The 14,807-nt window shown below is 67.7% G+C and carries 18 protein-coding genes; 12 read left to right on the forward strand and 6 right to left on the reverse strand.

Annotated features, from left to right (window positions below):
* Positions 1-77 precede the first annotated feature (77 nt).
* On the forward strand, positions 78-953 hold the full coding sequence (locus tag ACFXNW_RS13105; RefSeq protein ID WP_379417850.1) for a hypothetical protein: 876 nt from the start codon (positions 78-80) through the stop codon (positions 951-953).
* Positions 954-1,178: 225 nt separating this feature from the next.
* On the opposite strand, the gene ACFXNW_RS13110 is transcribed toward ACFXNW_RS13105, so the two are convergent.
* The gene (locus ACFXNW_RS13110) at positions 1,179-2,324 is read right to left on the reverse strand and encodes an acyl-CoA dehydrogenase family protein (RefSeq protein ID WP_379417851.1); all 1,146 of its coding nucleotides are present in this window, start codon (positions 2,322-2,324) and stop codon (positions 1,179-1,181) included.
* A gap of 135 nt (positions 2,325-2,459) precedes the next feature.
* On the opposite strand from ACFXNW_RS13110, the gene ACFXNW_RS13115 reads away from it, so the two are divergent.
* The 5 genes from ACFXNW_RS13115 to ACFXNW_RS13135 all read left to right on the forward strand — a co-directional run bounded on the left by ACFXNW_RS13115 (position 2,460) and on the right by ACFXNW_RS13135 (position 5,793).
* Complete coding sequence (locus ACFXNW_RS13115; protein ID WP_379417852.1) at positions 2,460-3,143, forward strand: TetR/AcrR family transcriptional regulator; 684 nt, start codon at positions 2,460-2,462, stop codon at positions 3,141-3,143.
* A 154-nt stretch (positions 3,144-3,297) separates the two neighbouring features.
* Complete coding sequence (locus ACFXNW_RS13120) at positions 3,298-3,471, forward strand: hypothetical protein (protein ID WP_036538118.1); 174 nt, start codon at positions 3,298-3,300, stop codon at positions 3,469-3,471.
* An 88-nt stretch (positions 3,472-3,559) separates the two neighbouring features.
* Positions 3,560-4,270 (forward strand): PIG-L deacetylase family protein, encoded by a 711-nt coding sequence (locus tag ACFXNW_RS13125; protein WP_379417853.1) that lies wholly within the window; start codon positions 3,560-3,562, stop codon positions 4,268-4,270.
* A 55-nt stretch (positions 4,271-4,325) separates the two neighbouring features.
* On the forward strand, positions 4,326-5,483 hold the full coding sequence (locus tag ACFXNW_RS13130; RefSeq protein WP_379417854.1) for a glycosyltransferase: 1,158 nt from the start codon (positions 4,326-4,328) through the stop codon (positions 5,481-5,483).
* A 118-nt stretch (positions 5,484-5,601) separates the two neighbouring features.
* On the forward strand, positions 5,602-5,793 hold the full coding sequence (locus tag ACFXNW_RS13135) for a DUF3046 domain-containing protein (protein ID WP_379417855.1): 192 nt from the start codon (positions 5,602-5,604) through the stop codon (positions 5,791-5,793).
* A gap of 25 nt (positions 5,794-5,818) precedes the next feature.
* Here ACFXNW_RS13135 and ACFXNW_RS13140 read toward each other — a convergent pair whose 3' ends face one another.
* A complete protein-coding gene (locus tag ACFXNW_RS13140) occupies positions 5,819-6,334 on the reverse strand; it encodes a CGNR zinc finger domain-containing protein (RefSeq protein ID WP_379417856.1) in 516 nt (171 codons plus the stop codon).
* Between the two features lie 154 nt (positions 6,335-6,488).
* Here ACFXNW_RS13140 and ACFXNW_RS13145 point away from each other — a divergent pair, with 154 nt between their 5' ends.
* The 5 genes from ACFXNW_RS13145 to recX all read left to right on the forward strand — a co-directional run bounded on the left by ACFXNW_RS13145 (position 6,489) and on the right by recX (position 10,347).
* Positions 6,489-6,941, forward strand: a complete 453-nt coding sequence (locus ACFXNW_RS13145) for a VOC family protein (RefSeq protein ID WP_379417857.1) — start codon at positions 6,489-6,491, stop codon at positions 6,939-6,941.
* Between the two features lie 43 nt (positions 6,942-6,984).
* Complete coding sequence (locus tag ACFXNW_RS13150; RefSeq protein ID WP_379417858.1) at positions 6,985-7,869, forward strand: pyridoxamine 5'-phosphate oxidase family protein; 885 nt, start codon at positions 6,985-6,987, stop codon at positions 7,867-7,869.
* Between the two features lie 24 nt (positions 7,870-7,893).
* A complete protein-coding gene (locus ACFXNW_RS13155) occupies positions 7,894-8,343 on the forward strand; it encodes a nuclear transport factor 2 family protein (RefSeq protein ID WP_379417859.1) in 450 nt (149 codons plus the stop codon).
* A gap of 131 nt (positions 8,344-8,474) precedes the next feature.
* Complete coding sequence (gene recA / locus ACFXNW_RS13160; protein WP_379417860.1) at positions 8,475-9,512, forward strand: recombinase RecA; 1,038 nt, start codon at positions 8,475-8,477, stop codon at positions 9,510-9,512.
* Between the two features lie 193 nt (positions 9,513-9,705).
* On the forward strand, positions 9,706-10,347 hold the full coding sequence (recX, locus tag ACFXNW_RS13165) for a recombination regulator RecX (RefSeq protein ID WP_379418139.1): 642 nt from the start codon (positions 9,706-9,708) through the stop codon (positions 10,345-10,347).
* Positions 10,348-10,523: 176 nt separating this feature from the next.
* Here the strand turns inward: recX and ACFXNW_RS13170 are convergent, their stop codons facing one another.
* From ACFXNW_RS13170 to ACFXNW_RS13185, 4 genes are all read right to left on the reverse strand, one after another.
* Positions 10,524-11,108: a TetR/AcrR family transcriptional regulator gene (locus ACFXNW_RS13170; RefSeq protein WP_379417861.1), complete on the reverse strand. Its 585-nt coding sequence runs from the start codon at positions 11,106-11,108 to the stop codon at positions 10,524-10,526.
* The gene (locus ACFXNW_RS13175; protein WP_379417862.1) at positions 11,105-12,649 is read right to left on the reverse strand and encodes an MFS transporter; all 1,545 of its coding nucleotides are present in this window, start codon (positions 12,647-12,649) and stop codon (positions 11,105-11,107) included. Before ACFXNW_RS13175 ends, ACFXNW_RS13170 begins: the two co-directional genes overlap by 4 nt.
* 374 nt (positions 12,650-13,023) lie before the next feature.
* Positions 13,024-13,455 (reverse strand): DUF3040 domain-containing protein, encoded by a 432-nt coding sequence (locus ACFXNW_RS13180; protein WP_379417863.1) that lies wholly within the window; start codon positions 13,453-13,455, stop codon positions 13,024-13,026.
* Between the two features lie 111 nt (positions 13,456-13,566).
* Positions 13,567-14,022: an SAV_6107 family HEPN domain-containing protein gene (locus ACFXNW_RS13185; protein ID WP_379417864.1), complete on the reverse strand. Its 456-nt coding sequence runs from the start codon at positions 14,020-14,022 to the stop codon at positions 13,567-13,569.
* Between the two features lie 173 nt (positions 14,023-14,195).
* Between ACFXNW_RS13185 and ACFXNW_RS13190 the strand changes: the two genes are divergently transcribed.
* The gene (locus tag ACFXNW_RS13190) at positions 14,196-14,807 is read left to right on the forward strand and encodes a GNAT family N-acetyltransferase (protein WP_379417865.1); all 612 of its coding nucleotides are present in this window, start codon (positions 14,196-14,198) and stop codon (positions 14,805-14,807) included.

The following is a 14,807-nucleotide window of genomic DNA, read 5'->3' on the forward strand; positions in this document are numbered from 1 at the left end:
CCGGTGGGCGCCCGTACCCGCCCCGAATGCCGGCCGTCCGATGGGATGGTCGTGGTGGTGTCGGCGGAAGGACGGACATGAGCCGCAAGGGATCACGCGGCCGCGTCGACGGCACGAACATCGTGGGAGCGCCCTCCTTCGGAGCCACCCACAGCGCCAATCTGCCCGATACCTTGCGCGAAGTGGGCGAGCACGCACTCGTCGCGGTGCGCCGCTGGTCCGATCCTCGCGAGCGCGAGCTACGCAAGCGCCGCCGCGCCCGCAGGCGCAGCATGCAACTCGGTACCGTCTCCGGCCTCACCACGGTGGGAACTGTTGGGCTGGTAGTGATCTCGGCGCCCGCCTGGGCGGTTGTCGTCGTCGGTGGTGGTGCGGTGGCCTTGGTGACCGGCACCGCCCTCAGCGCTCGTCGCTATCTGCGATTGCGCGGAAAGCCCTTACCCCAGGCGGCATTCGTCGCACGCAAAGCCCCCGGTGTGCGGTCCGCGGCGCGTGCGCCGATCGTGCGATTGGTGCGAGCCGAGCGCGCGATGCACGATCTCGCCACGCAGATCGCCCGCTCGCACCGGCTACCACCCGACGAACTCGACGACCTCCTCGACACTGCTCGCTCCGGCGCCGCCGCACTCCATGCTCTCGCCGCCGATATCGCCGCGATGGAACGTGCCGCGGCCACGGTCGGCCGTACCAACCCGCAGGCCGCCGCCGCCCTCACCGGTAACGCCCGCGCTGCGATCGATCGCCTCGAATCGGGTGTCGTCGAATACGAGCAACTCGTCGCCGCCGCGGGTCGCGTCCTCGCGGTGCCGGACAGCGCTGTCGTGGCCTACCAGTTCAACGGCATCGTCGCCGAACTCCAGCACGCCGCCGACCGCCTGGACGGCTGGGCTCAGGCCCTCGCCGAAATCGCCGACCGGCAGGCTCCCGCCCCACTACCCCCACACGGCCACTAGCCGTCTCCGAGCTGTTCCCGGCGGCTCTGCTTCGTCGTCGTGGACCATCGTGCCGAGGACGTGCGCCCAGGACGGATTCTGCGGTTCGCCGGTCATCGGTCCTCCTCGGTCGGCGTCCGGTCATCAGAGCCGGAATCGGCGGCCTGAGCGATCCGACACGTGCAACGATCGAACGCCGGAGCACCAGGCTCCGGCGTTCGACGTGGGGACCGCTCAACGCTGCACTCAGAGGGAGCGGGCGATGATTTCCTTCATGATCTCGTTGGTGCCCGCGTAGATCATCTGCACGCGGTTGTCGACCCACATGCGCGAGATCGGGTACTCGCTCATGTAGCCGTAGCCGCCGTGCAGCTGCAGACATTCGCTGGCCACCGACATGGCGCGGTCGGTGGTCCACCACTTGGCCATCGCGACGGTGGGGATGTCGAGTTCGCCCACGATGTGCTTGGCGATGCAGTCGTCGGTGAACACGCGGGCGATCTTGGCCTCGGTGGCGACCTCGGCGAGCTTGAACTTGGTGTTCTGGAAGCCGAACACCGTGCGTCCGAACGCCTCGCGCTCCTTGGTGTAGCGCAGCGTGTGCTCGAGCGCGACCTCCATGCCCGCTACCGAGCCGACGGCGATGATGAGCCGTTCCTGCGGCAGCTGCTGCATCAGCTGGATGAAGCCCTGGCCCTCGGCGGTGCCGAGCAGGTTGCTCACCGGGATGCGTACGTCCTCGAAGAACAGCTCGGAGGTGTCCTGGCCCTTCTGGCCGATCTTGTCCAGCACGCGCCCGCGCCGGAAGCCGGGCCGGTCGGCCTCGACCAGCACCAGGCTGATTCCGGAGGCGCCCTGGCTGGTGTCGGTCTTGACCACCACGATGATCAGGTCGGCCTGCGCGCCATTGGTGATGAATGTCTTGGACCCGTTGACGATGTACTCGTCGCCGTCGCGCACGGCCTTGGCCTTGACGCTCTGCAGGTCCGACCCGGTGCCGGGCTCGGTCATCGCGATCGCGCCGACGACCTCACCGCTGGCCATCTTCGGCAGCCACTGCTGCTTCTGCTCCTCGGTGCCGTAGGCCAGCAGATAGTGCGCGACGATGCCGTTGTGCAGGCTCTGCCCCCAGGCGGTGTCGACGACGCGGGCCTGCTCCTCGATCAGCACGGCCTCGTGGGCGAAGGTGCCGCCACCGCCGCCGTACTCCTCCGGGATCGACAGGCACAGCAGGCCGAGCTCACCGGCCTTGTTCCACAGGTCGCGGTCGACATGGTGCTGCTCGATGTACTTGTCGACGTTGGGCGCCACTTCCTTCTCGAAGAAGGCCCGCGCGAGCTCGCGCAGCGCGTCGAGATCCTCGTTCATCCAACACGACCGGTAGGTGGTCATCGGGTGTCCTCCGTTCAGCGGTCCCCGGGGCAGTATTCGTAACCGGGAATAACGGGTACAGTGTGTCCCACACCCGCCGGTGTGACAAGCCCCACCGTCGAAAGACGGCCTCGACCTCGGATAGCGTGACGCGACGTGGAACGACAGCGATGGATCGATACCGCCGAGTCCCGGCGGTCGGGATCGGACACCTCGGCCCGTGACGAGCGCCGCGCCGCGATCGTCGACGCCGCCCTCGCCGCGATCGCCGAACACGGGCCCGATGCGCTGACCGGCCAGATCGCCGACCGTGCAGGCCTCAACCGCACTCACTTCTATCGGCATTTCGCGAGCAAGGCAGAACTCGACTGGGCGGTGGCCAAGCGGGCCCATCTGGAGATCACCGAGCGGATCCGCGCCGCGCTCGTCGTCGACGGCACCCCACTCGACGCCATTCGGGCACCGATCGTGGCCCACGTCGGCTGGGCCAGTGACCACCCGAACCTGTACCGCTTCCTGCTGGGCCGCAACTACTACCGGGGCAAGGATCTGCCGCGGATCGGCGGCAGCGCGTTCGCGGCCGAAATCTCCGCCGCCGCGGTCCGCTATATCCCGCGCTTCGACGCCGACCCGGTCGCCGCGGATCGGCTGGTCGTCGCGCTGCTCGGGCTCATCGACGCCACGGTGCAGTGGTGGCTGACCTACCGCGGGACCTCGCGTGCGGAGCTGGTCGAGCTGTTGACCACGCAGGCCTGGTTGCTGATCGACCACCATCTGCGCGGTGTCGGCGTCGTCCTCGATCCGAACGCACCCCTCGATCGGGCGAGTGCACCGGACTGAGTGCTCAGCGCGCGACCTCGAGGGTCGAGTGCCCCGGGATACCCGGGCTAGGGGTGAACCCTGAACTTCACCCCGATATCGGTTCTCACCTGGTGATTTATCGCCGACCCGGTGTCATGCTCGAAGGGAGGAACGAACTGCTGGGAGGCACGAAATGCTGTGGAAGATCATCGGCGTGGTCGCCGTCGTCTGGATCGCACTGGCCGTCATCGGCGCGTTGATCAAGGGCCTGTTCCCGATCCTGGTGATCAGCGCCGTGGTGTTCGGCCTCTACCTGCTCTACAAGGCGGTGTCGGGTTCGGACAACAACACCGTGAGCAAGCTCTGACGTCTAGGCGCCGACCGGGCCGCGCGTCATCCGAGACGGATGGCGCACGGCCCGTTGTCATCTCGCCGCACGTGTTTGAATGGCGGGTATGGAGCAGCTACCGGAGGACTGGCAGCGCGGCTTGGTGATCGTCGCGCATCCCGACGACATCGAATACGGGGCCGCCGCGGCCGTGGCGCGCTGGACCGGCCAGGGCAAGGACATCCGCTACGTACTGGCCACCTCGGGTGAGGCGGGTATCGCCGGTATGGCGCCCGCGGATGCGGGCCCGATGCGCGAAGGTGAAGAGATCGCCTCGGCGGCCGTGGTCGGGGTGAGTGAGGTCGAGTTCCTCGGCTACCCCGACGGCCGGGTCGAGGAGAGCCTGGCGCTGCGCCGCGATCTCGCAGGGGCGATCCGGCGACATCGCCCGGAGATGGTGGTGCTGTTCAACTTCGGCGATATCTGGGGGCCCGGATACGTCAACAGTGCCGATCACCGTGCCGTCGGGCGGGCCGCGCTGGACGCGGTCTCCGACGCGGGCAACGAGTGGATCTTCCGTGAGCTGGCCGAGCTGCAACCGTGGACGCCGCGCTGGGCGGCCGTGGTCGGACCGACGATGACCCACGCCGTCGACGTCACCGATTCCGTCGGCAAGGCCGAGGCCTCGCTCGCCGAACACAGCCGCTACCTGGCGGCATTGAGTGACGAACCCGTCGCCGACCAGGCGCGCGCCGTGATCGAGATGACCACCGGCCCCAAGGACGGCTTCCCCGCCGAGCGCGCGGTGGGGTTCGAGCTGTTCCACTTTCGCGGCTGAGCAGCGCCGTGGCAGGCGCCGTCGCGGTCGATAACCGGTGTGGCAGGGTGGGTGGATGCGAGTAGCTGTCATCGCGGGCCCGGACCCGGGGCACGCGTTCCCCGCTATCGCGCTGTGTCTGCGCTTCGCCGCCGCCGGTGACGAGCCGGTGCTGTTCACCGGGCCGCGCTGGTTCGATGCCGCCCGTGCGGCAGGCATCGGGGTACGCAGGCTCAAGGGACTGGCGCCGCGTGCCACCGACGACGATGGTGACGCCGGGCAGCGCATCCATGCACGCGCCGCGCATATCTCGACCGAGATCCTGCCCGAGCTCAGCGCCATGCTGCCGGAACTGGTGGTCTCCGATGTGCTGACCGCGGGCGGCGGGATGGCGGCCGAACGGCTCGGCGTGCCTTGGGTCGAACTTTCCCCGCATCCGCTGTATCTGCCCTCGAAAGCGCTGCCGCCCATCGGAAGCGGGCTCGCCCCCGGTGTCGGGCTGCGTGGACGGATGCGTGATGGCGTATTGCGGACGATGACCGCGCGCGCCATCGAACAGGGACGGCGCCAGCGGGCGCGGGCGCGCGAGAGCGTCGGGCTGCCGGGGGAGGATCCGGGGCCGGTCGCCCGCCTGATCGCGACCTTGCCCGCATTGGAGGTGCCGCGGCCGGACTGGCCGGAGATCGCGCATCTGATCGGGCCGCTGCTGTGGGAGCCGACCGACGCGATACTGGAGCCGCCGCCGGGTGCGGGTCCGCTGGTGGTGGTGGCGCCGTCCACCGCGCATACCGGAGTCACCGGCATGGTGGAGACGGTGCTCGCGGGACTGGATGGCACCGGTGTCCGGGTGGCGGTGTCGATGCTGGACGAGCCGCCCGCCGACCTGCCGTCGTGGGCTACGGCGGGTTTGGGTCGCCAGGACGAACTGCTCCGGCACGCCTCGGTCGTCATCGGCGGTGGCGGACACGGATTGCTCGCGAAAGCGCTGTCGGCCGGTGTGCCCGTGGTGACGGTGCCCGGCGGTGGTGACCAATGGGAGCTGGCCAATCGCGCGGTGCGGCAGGGGAGTTCGCTGCTGGTGCGTCCGCTGACCACCGACGCCGTACGCGAGGCCGTACAGCGGATCTTGTCCGAGTCGGAGTTCGCTGCGGCCGCCGCCGAGGCGGCGTCGGGCCTGACCGTGGTGAGCGATCCGGTCGAGGTGTGCCACACCGTCCTCGCCACCGCCCGCTAGGCGGACCTGCGTGTTCGCCGCGGCCATGCGCGAATCGAGTGCGCCCGCCCTGCGGCACTCATCACGCAGACCGCGGTCCCGACTGCCCACCTCCACCCGCACGGGTATCTTCGGCACGGTGCGATTGACCGAATTCCAGGAGCTGTTGCACACCGAGTTCGGTGTGTCCCGCGGCGACACCTTGCTCACCGACCACGTGATCCCCTCCCTCGGCCGGACCGGCGCCGCCGCCATCGAAGCCGGTACCGATCCCCGTGACGTCTGGCGCGCCCTCTGCGCCGAATTCGACGTCCCCCAGGCCCGCTGGTGACCGGCCCCCTTCCGCTCGGTCCCGGTCAGGACTTCTTGGCGTAGTGCCGCGCCGCCTTGGTGCGATTACCGCAGGACGCCATGGAGTGCCAGCGTCTGGTGCCGTTCTTGGACGTGTCGTAGAAGAACAGCACGCACTGCGAATGCGCGCATTGGCGGATGCGGTCGGGGGCTTTGGACAGCAGGCGCAGGAGATCGTCGGCGGCCAGCCAGCCGGGCAGCCACGCCGGATCGGTGACCTCGGGTGCGTCCTCGGGGCCGGTCTCCATGAGCGTGCGCCGGATTCGGCCGTGATCGAGTACCTCGTTGAGTGCGTTTCGTGTGCCGTGGCAGACGGTCTCGTAGATCGCGGCACGGGCGGTGCGCACGGCGTCCAGCGTGGCGGCGTCGGCGGGGGCGTGATCGGCCAGCCCGGCCGACTCCAGCCAGATCTGTAACCCCGCCGCATCGGTGAGCAAGTCCTGCGGCCCGTCGGCAATCCACCGGGTGTTCAACAGATCCAGGGCCAGGGGTTCACCGAGGTGAGGGCGTGGATCGAGCATGCCTGAGGGTAACGGTTCGCGATGCTTCGGCACGATAACCACCTCCTCTTAACCCTTAAAAGCCATTTAACCGGTTGACACCGGAACGTGTCTGCCCTTAAGTTCTAACCCGTCAAACAAATTATGACGGTTTGACCATTCCCGAGGAGGAACCATGACCACGCCCAAGCTCGCCACCGGCCACATCGGGCTCAATGTCTCCGATCTGACCCGATCGGTCGACTTCTACCGCCACGCTCTCGGCTTCGAACAGCTCGCGGCCAGCGCTGATGACGATCGGAAGTGGGCCTTCCTCGGTGCCGACGGCACTCTTGTGCTGACCCTGTGGCAGCAGAGTGAGGGCGCCTTCGCCACCGCAACCCCCGGTCTGCACCATCTGTCGTTCCAGGTCGACACCATCGAGCAGGTGCGGACGGTCGAGACGACACTGCGGGAGCAGTCGGTGGAATTCGCCTACGACGGTGTGGTGGCGCATGGCGAGGGGGCGGCCTCCGGCGGCATCTTCTTCACCGACCCCGATGGCATCCGGCTCGAGGTCTACGCGCCCAGTGGCGCCGAATCCGCGCCCGCGCCTACCGGTGCCGCGCCCACCTGCGGCTTCTTCTGAGTCACACACCATCGACCGTTCGGCACCGAGGCAGGTAACCGTGATGACGCCCTTCCACGTCGGTGAGCGCACCGTCCAGGAACGGATGGGACAAGCCGATATCGCAGGCAGAGTGAGCCGGATGATCCGCCGCGACATTCCCGCCGTCGCCGCGTCTTTCCTGGCCGAACAGTCGATGGTGGTGCTCGGCGCCGACGATGGCACAGGCCGGATGTGGGCGAGCCAACTGTCCGGGCCTCCCGGATTCCTGCGGGCGGCCGGTGCGGAGACCGTGCTGATCTATGCGCGGCCGCAGGTCGGCGACCCCCTGCGCGAGTCGCTCGGCCACACGGCCGGAGTCGGCCTGATCGCGCTACAACCGCAGCGGCGCAGGCGCATGCGCATCAATGGCACCACGACCCCTGAGGGCGACGGCCTGCGGATCGTCACCGATCAGGTGTATTCGAATTGCCCGAAATACATCTCGCGCAGGCAGATCCGCTCCTACGACCCGCAGGTGGTCGCCGAACCGCGACGCGCATCTGTGTTGGACGCGCAGCAGCGTTCGGCCATCGCCGCGGCCGACACGTTCTTCCTCGCCACCGCCGACACCGAGGGCAACGCCGACGCCTCTCACCGCGGCGGCAATCCCGGATTCCTGCAGGTGCTCTCACCTACGCGATTGCGCTGGCCGGACTACCGCGGCAACTCGATGTTCATGACGCTCGGCAATATCGCGGTGAATCCACGCTGCGGCATCCTCGTCCCGAACTGGGCCACCGGCGGCAGCCTGCAGCTCACCGGTACCGCGGAGCTGGTCTGGGCCCCGCAGACCGATGATGCGGGCGTCCAGTGCTCGATCGAATTCACCGTCACCGAGGTGGTCGACACCTCGGCGGCAGGTCCGCTCCGGTGGGGACCCGCCGAACTCTCGCCCGTCAATCCCTGACCCGAACCCTCGAAGGAGAGGTCCATGCGCCCCCCGCTGCCCCCGTTCGATCGCACCACCGCCGAGGCGAAGGTGCGTGCCGCCGAGGATGCCTGGAATACCCGCGATCCAGAACGCGTCGCGGCCGCCTATACGCCGGACTCGGTGTGGCGGAACCGGGAGAAGTATTTCGCCGGACGTGCGGCCATCGTCGAATTCCTGACCCGGAAGTGGGCGAAGGAAAACGGCTACGCACTTCGTAAGGACCTGTGGGCGTTCGACGGCAACCGGATCGCCGTGCGGTTCCAGTACGAATGGCACGACGGCACCGGCCAGTGGTGGCGCAGTTATGGCAACGAACAGTGGGAGTTCGCCGCGGACGGATTGATGGCGCGCCGGGAGGCGAGCATCAACGATGTCCGCATCGACGAATCCGACCGGCGCATCTTCGGCCCGCGCGCGGCGGGGGACCGGACACCATTGCCGCAGTGGTAGCCGCCTCCGGGCGCGTCGCTTGACTCGAACATCTGTTCGTCTAATCTGGTCGCCAGAACTTGTCGGTGCCGCCCTCTAATGTGGGCGCCAACCACAGAACGAGACTCACCCGTCGAAAAGGGGATCAGGACATGGCACCACAGGCGTACGACCGCGACAAGGCGCTCGAGCTCGCCCTGGCTCAGGTGGAGAAGAGCTTCGGCAAGGGTGCGGTGATGCGGCTCGGCGAGGAGGCCCGTCAGCCGATATCGGTGATTCCCACCGGCTCGATCGCGCTGGATGTGGCTCTGGGTATCGGCGGCCTGCCGCGCGGTCGCGTCGTGGAGATCTACGGCCCGGAAGCCTCGGGTAAGACCACCGTCGCCCTGCACGCGGTGGCCAACGCCCAGGCCGCCGGCGGTGTCGCGGCGTTCATCGACGCCGAGCACGCGCTCGACCCGGACTACGCCCGCAAGCTCGGTGTCGACACCGACGCGCTGTTGGTCTCCCAGCCCGACACCGGTGAGCAGGCCCTGGAAATCGCCGACATGCTGGTCCGCTCCGGTGCCATCGACATCATCGTCATCGACTCCGTCGCCGCGCTGGTGCCGCGTGCCGAGATCGAGGGCGAGATGGGCGACAGCCACGTCGGCCTGCAGGCCCGGCTGATGAGCCAGGCGCTGCGCAAGATGACCAGCGCACTGAACAATTCCGGCACCACCGCCATCTTCATCAACCAGCTGCGCGAGAAGATCGGCGTCATGTTCGGCTCCCCGGAGACCACCACCGGTGGTAAGGCGCTGAAGTTCTACGCTTCGGTGCGTCTGGACGTGCGGCGTATCGAGACCCTCAAGGACGGCAGCGACGCGGTCGGCAACCGTACCCGGGTGAAGGTTGTCAAGAACAAGGTGTCGCCGCCGTTCAAGCAGGCCGAGTTCGACATCCTTTACGGCCACGGCATCTCCAAGGAGGGCTCGCTCATCGATATGGGTGTCGAGCACGGCTTCATCCGTAAGTCCGGCTCCTGGTACACCTACGAAGGCGACCAGCTGGGCCAGGGTAAGGAGAACGCCCGCAAATTCCTGCTGGAGAACCTCGACGTCCGCGACGAGATCGAGAAGAAGATCAAGGAGAAGCTCGGCATCGGCGCCGATGTGACGGAGAGCGAAGAGGTCCCCGCCGATTTCTGATCCGCGGCGCACCCGCGTCACCTCGCGGGCAGATGCGGCGCCCGAGCGGGCGTCGGCTGATCCGGTCGCAGATATGCGACGGCAGCTGGCGCGCCTCGGCGTCGACATCGCTGAGACCACCGGTCTCCGGCCGGACGGCCAGGAACCGGACAGGACCCGCTCGGCCGATGGTGGTTCGGCCGATGCGGGTGTACTGGGAACTCGGTCGGGCAGGTCCGATCCGCAGCGGACAGGCTCGACCGAGTTCTCCAGGCGGGGTGGTGGACGGAGCGCAGCCGGCAGGGCTTCCGCATCGAGCGATGAAACTCCGGAAGCCTCTGGCTCCGGCGGCACAGTCGAACAGGCGAAAGACGCCTGCCTGCGACTGCTCGCCGTCCGCGCCCGCAGCCGCGCCGAACTGACACAGCGTTTGGCCGCCAAGGGATACACCGCCGAGGTCAGCGAGTACGCCCTCGACCGGCTCGCCGAGGTCGGCCTCATCGACGATGCCGCCTTCGCCCAGCAGTGGGTGCAGTCCCGGCACACCTACTCAGGCAAAGGCCGCCAAGCTCTCGCCCAGGAACTACGCCGAAAAGGCGTGTCCAAGGACGACGCCGAATCGGCCCTCGCCGCCGTCACCACCGACGACGAACACGACCGCGCCACCGAACTCGTCCGCCGCAAACTGCGCACCATGCCCGCGAACCTCGACCGCGACAAAGCGATCCGCCGCCTCGTCGGCATGCTCGCCCGCCGCGGCTACAACCCACCCACCGCTTACGCCGTCGTCAAGGCCGAACTCGATGCGGCGGGCTCGGATCCGTTCGCGCCGGACGATGACCAGCCACTCGACTGACCGCCGGAGACGCGGGCCGGTTCGCAAGTCCGTCGCTCCAAGGGGGCCGGAAACCACAGGGCACCGGGTCCGAACCCTCTGGACAGGCGTCGAACTCGTCGCAGTTCTGGGTCTGGGTGTTGTGGGGCGGGACGTTGGTGACGTCGATCGGACATTCACTGGTCCGGCCCGTAGGGCTAGGAACGGGTTGCCGATAGAGCCTTGCTGAGGACTGCCCGGATGTGGTCTGGGTCGCCCTCGTGGTCGTCGAGAAGGATTGCTGTGCACAGGCCGTCGGTCAGGGCAACGAAGGCTACTATCGCGTCCTGATCGTCGGTCTGTGTTCGGGCGAGCTCTGCGACGTTGTCGCGCCAGCGTCGCGCTACCGGCCGTAGGGTGGGTCGGCGCGCCGCCAGGGTCGACAGCTCGCGTTCGGCGAGCGCGCGCTCACGGCCTGGGCCGCCCGATTCTGCGATGAGGTGGGCAAGACCGTCGAGCGGGTCGTCCTCGGAATCGATGAGCTGACGGATGCGGTGGGTGTACGCATCTGTGACACTCGTCAGAGCGGCTATCAGCAGGTCGTCCAAGGTGGCGAAGTAGTAGAGAGTCAGGCTGGTGGTGATCCCGGCTTCCTTGGCGACGGTCCGGTGCGTCACACCGCTGGCACCCTCGCGCAGGACGATCGTGAGCGTTGCCTCGATGATCTGAGCCCGGCGGCGTCGACCGCGCAGTGTGCGCCCATCGACCGGGTCTTGTTCAGCTGCCGTCGTCTCATCAGTCATTGCGCCTCCCGCGAGACGAGGCTATCGGCTACCTCAGCGTTTGCCTCGCCGAGGGGACGGATGTGTCGCAGCGTCGTGAAGCACACCATGGCGGCTGCGGCGACTGCGATGCCTGCCACGACGGCGGCGGTGTTGAGCCCGCCGGTGAACGCGGCTCGTGCTGATTCCAGAGCCGAGGCCGGCAACTGGGCGGCCACCGACGATGCTCCGGACAGACTGTCCCCGTAGGCCTCGGCCGCGAAGGGGGACAGCCCTGATGGTGCCTCGATCTTGTTGCGATAGATCGCAGTCGTCAGGCTCCCCAGGATCGCCACCCCGGCCGCGATACCGAGCTCTTGAACCGTCTCCGATAGTGCGGCGGCTGAGCCGGATCGCTCCGATGGTGCCGTGCCCACGACGATATCGGTACCCAGCGCTGCGATCACCCCGAGTCCGAGGTACACGAACGTGAACCCACCGACCACGCTCAGCGTGCTATCGGTCTCGGCGACGGCAAGCAGCGCGTATCCGGACACCGACAACGCCAAGGTCGCCGACATGACGACGCCCGGTGATACGCGCCCGGCCACCAGGGGTGCACCGATAGCCCCGATGAGCATCGCCGATGCGGGCGGCCCCATCCACAGCCCTGCCGTCGTAGGTGAGAGATCCGCAACGAGCTGGAGGTATTGGGTGACCAACAACATCACCCCGCCGAAGCCGACCAGGCCGATCAGCAAGACGGTCAGCGCTGCGGAGAAGGTCCGGTGGGTGAACAGCTTCATATCCAGCAGCGGTTGTGTCAGGCGCAGCTGGCGACGGACGAAGGCGACTGCCGAACTACCACCGAGAAGGGCAGCGACCGATGCCTGGATGTCGATGCCATGGGCGGCCGCATGCTTGATCGCGTAGATGATGGGCAGCATCGCCGCCAGGGACAAACCAACGCTCAACAGGTCGAGTCGACCGGCAGGGGTCCGGAACTCGGGCAGTAGCACTGGCGCACCAGCCAGCACAAGGGCAGCGACCGGCACGGCAATGAGGAAGACCGCGCCCCACCAGAGGTGGGCCACCAGCACGCCGCCCACGACCGGACCTACCGCCATGCCGAGCGCAAACATCGTGGCCCACACGCCGATCGCCAGTGCCCGCTGCCGGGCGTCGGTGAACATGGTGCTGATCAACGACAGCGTCGAGGGCATCATTGTCGCTCCGGCCACTCCGAGCAGCGCCCGCGCCACGATCAGCCACAGGGTGCTGGGGGCGAACGCCGCGAACACCGAGGCCGCGCCGAACGCAGCCACTCCGATCATCAGTAGGCGGCGTCGTCCTATTCGGTCACCCAACGTCCCCATCGTGATCAGGAACCCCGCGATGAAGAAGCCGTAGGCATCCATGATCCACAACGTCTCTGTTGCGGTGGGATTCAGTTCCGTGGTCAGACTCGGAACGACGAGGTACAGCGCCGTCACGTCGAGTCCCAACAGCATGGTCGGCAACGCCAACAGCGCAAGACCGCCCCATTCTCGCCATCCAGCACGTGCGGACCGCCCAGCGCTCACTGCGTCTCCCAAATAGTTGAACTTACGTACAATTTGTACCATAGTTCAATTATTGGGCGAAGCGATGCCAGAGTCGAGACCCGCAGGAAAGTGCCTGGCCTCAGCGGAAGATGGCGATGGTCCGACAACAGAAACGGCGCGTAGGTCGCGGGATGCGACCTACGCGCCCGAACCACAAACCGCGACGGGGGGTTGGTTGTGTGCCCCCCGGGCGCAGCGGGGGGGGGGACCCAAAGGGGGGGGGCCCCGGCCCCCCCTCGCGCAACCCCCGCCGCCGGGCTACTTGGTGTTTCAAACCCCCCACGACGGGGGGTGCGGCACCGGGAATCCGATGCCGCACCGCCGTTCGTCGAAAACCTCGGGCGACCGAGTGGCTACTCTTGCTCGAACCTTCTGCGGAAGCGATCTTCCATGCGCTCGGAGAAGCCGCCGGACTTGCGCTGGCGCCCGCGCCCACCGGAGCTGCCGCCACCGGACGGACCACTTGGCGGCGAATCGCCGCTGCGGTCGTTGCTGCCGCCGGCCTTCTTGGAGCCGCCGATCAGCAGGAGCACTCCGGCGCCGAACATGACGATGAATCCGATCAGGCTGATGATCGGGAAGCCGCCGGGCTTCACCGGTGCGGCGATGCCGGCGACGAGTAGGAACAGGCCGAGGACGAACAAAGCGGCGGCCTGGAGTCTGCGTCTACTCGAGGTCGTACGAAGGCGTCCGCCGCGGACGGACGAGGCGAACTTCGGATCCTCAGCATAGAGAGCGCTCTCGATCTGTTCGAGCATGCGCTGCTCGTGCTCGGAGAGTGGCACGGTACCTCCCCCGGCACTAGGACGTGGCTGTCGCCTCCGGGTAGGCGACAGATAGCCGACCTTGGCGGCTATCTGTCCCTAATGATACGAGTTCGATCAGGGCCGTACCACCTACTCGCCGATAACTCGCGGGCCGATCCGCATCTGCGGCTCCCCCGGACCACGTAAACGAGCCTCCGGCGCGATCAAATCCTCCACATCGTGCAGGAACGCACCCACCCGCGAGTAGAACTCGTCGGCCTGGGTGTGTTCTATCTCGCGTGGCAAGCCCGCCTCCAGCGCCGCCCGCATCTCGGAATGGGAGCTGAAGTAGTCGGCCCACATCACGAACTCCGGCGCGGCGCGCTGCAACATCACCCAGGCATTACGCGAGCGCGCCCGCGGCGCGGCATCGGCTCCGGTGGCCGCGAGGACCGCTCCTGCCCCACGCAACGCGGCCAGGTAGGCGGTGCGGAATCGTTCCCGCGGATCGTGCTCCCCCGCCGCTTCCATCAGCAGCCCGTCGGCGCGCCGTAGCAGCATGCCCGCACGCCCGGGCCGGGCAGGATGAACGTTTCGACCAGACATCAGCCGTCCCTCCACCAGTCGCACACCCCGGCCCGAGACCGATGGCCGACCGGACAGTCGGCACCGCACGCGAACCGAACAGGTATTCGAACGTTTGAATTGAGCTTCAATATAGAGACGACCACCGACAAGTTGTCCGCACGCGCGCACAGCGTCCCCACCACACGAGAGCCATGACCGCCGTCAAGCCACATCACACCCCCGCCCCAGTCGTCGTCGACCTCTCCGTCACGGCGCTGCGCGCCCGGTTGCACGACGCGCTCGCGGTATATGTCGCGGCGATGGACTATCCGCGCGGCACCGAACACCATCGCGCACCCATGTGGACCGAACACACCACCCGTCCGGGCTGGCAGGCCGTCGCCGCGGTGATCCCCGACGACTCCGGATACTTCGACGTGCGCACCGCACCGATCGTGGCGATCGGCTACGGGTATCGCGGCGCACCGCATCAGTGGTGGCAGCAGCAGGTATATACGGGAATGCGTCGCTCGGGCTGGCCGGAACATTCGGCGCGCGAGCTGCTGGCGGACTATTTCGAGCTCACCGAACTGCATGTGCATCCCGCGGCGCAGGGCCGCGGCATCGGTTCGACGCTGCTGACCCGCCTGGTGGGCGAGCGGACCGAACGTGCCGTGCTGCTGTCGACCCCCGAGGTCGACGCCGAGGACAACCGGGCCTGGCGGCTGTATCGCAGGGCCGGGTTCGGCGATGTGGTCAGGCATTTCGTCTTCGCCGGCGACAACAGAGAGTTCGCGATCCTCGGCAGGCGGCTGCCGCTGTGA

The sequence above is a fragment of the Nocardia sp. NPDC059180 genome (genome assembly GCF_042754945.1).
GTDB lineage: Bacteria > Actinomycetota > Actinomycetes > Mycobacteriales > Mycobacteriaceae > Nocardia.

Excerpts from the sequence above, each read along its gene's own strand:
- ACFXNW_RS13105 (WP_379417850.1), top strand. The coding sequence starts at position 78 with ATGAGCCGCAAGGGATCACGCGGCCGCGTCGACGGCACGAACATCGTG.
- ACFXNW_RS13110 (WP_379417851.1), bottom strand. The coding sequence starts at position 2,324 with ATGACCACCTACCGGTCGTGTTGGATGAACGAGGATCTCGACGCGCTG.
- ACFXNW_RS13120 (WP_036538118.1), top strand. The coding sequence starts at position 3,298 with ATGCTGTGGAAGATCATCGGCGTGGTCGCCGTCGTCTGGATCGCACTG.
- ACFXNW_RS13125 (WP_379417853.1), top strand. The coding sequence starts at position 3,560 with ATGGAGCAGCTACCGGAGGACTGGCAGCGCGGCTTGGTGATCGTCGCG.
- ACFXNW_RS13130 (WP_379417854.1), top strand. The coding sequence starts at position 4,326 with ATGCGAGTAGCTGTCATCGCGGGCCCGGACCCGGGGCACGCGTTCCCC.
- ACFXNW_RS13140 (WP_379417856.1), bottom strand. The coding sequence starts at position 6,334 with ATGCTCGATCCACGCCCTCACCTCGGTGAACCCCTGGCCCTGGATCTG.
- ACFXNW_RS13145 (WP_379417857.1), top strand. The coding sequence starts at position 6,489 with ATGACCACGCCCAAGCTCGCCACCGGCCACATCGGGCTCAATGTCTCC.
- ACFXNW_RS13150 (WP_379417858.1), top strand. The coding sequence starts at position 6,985 with ATGACGCCCTTCCACGTCGGTGAGCGCACCGTCCAGGAACGGATGGGA.
- ACFXNW_RS13155 (WP_379417859.1), top strand. The coding sequence starts at position 7,894 with ATGCGCCCCCCGCTGCCCCCGTTCGATCGCACCACCGCCGAGGCGAAG.
- recA (WP_379417860.1), top strand. The coding sequence starts at position 8,475 with ATGGCACCACAGGCGTACGACCGCGACAAGGCGCTCGAGCTCGCCCTG.
- ACFXNW_RS13170 (WP_379417861.1), bottom strand. The coding sequence starts at position 11,108 with ATGACTGATGAGACGACGGCAGCTGAACAAGACCCGGTCGATGGGCGC.
- ACFXNW_RS13185 (WP_379417864.1), bottom strand. The coding sequence starts at position 14,022 with ATGTCTGGTCGAAACGTTCATCCTGCCCGGCCCGGGCGTGCGGGCATG.
- ACFXNW_RS13190 (WP_379417865.1), top strand. The coding sequence starts at position 14,196 with ATGACCGCCGTCAAGCCACATCACACCCCCGCCCCAGTCGTCGTCGAC.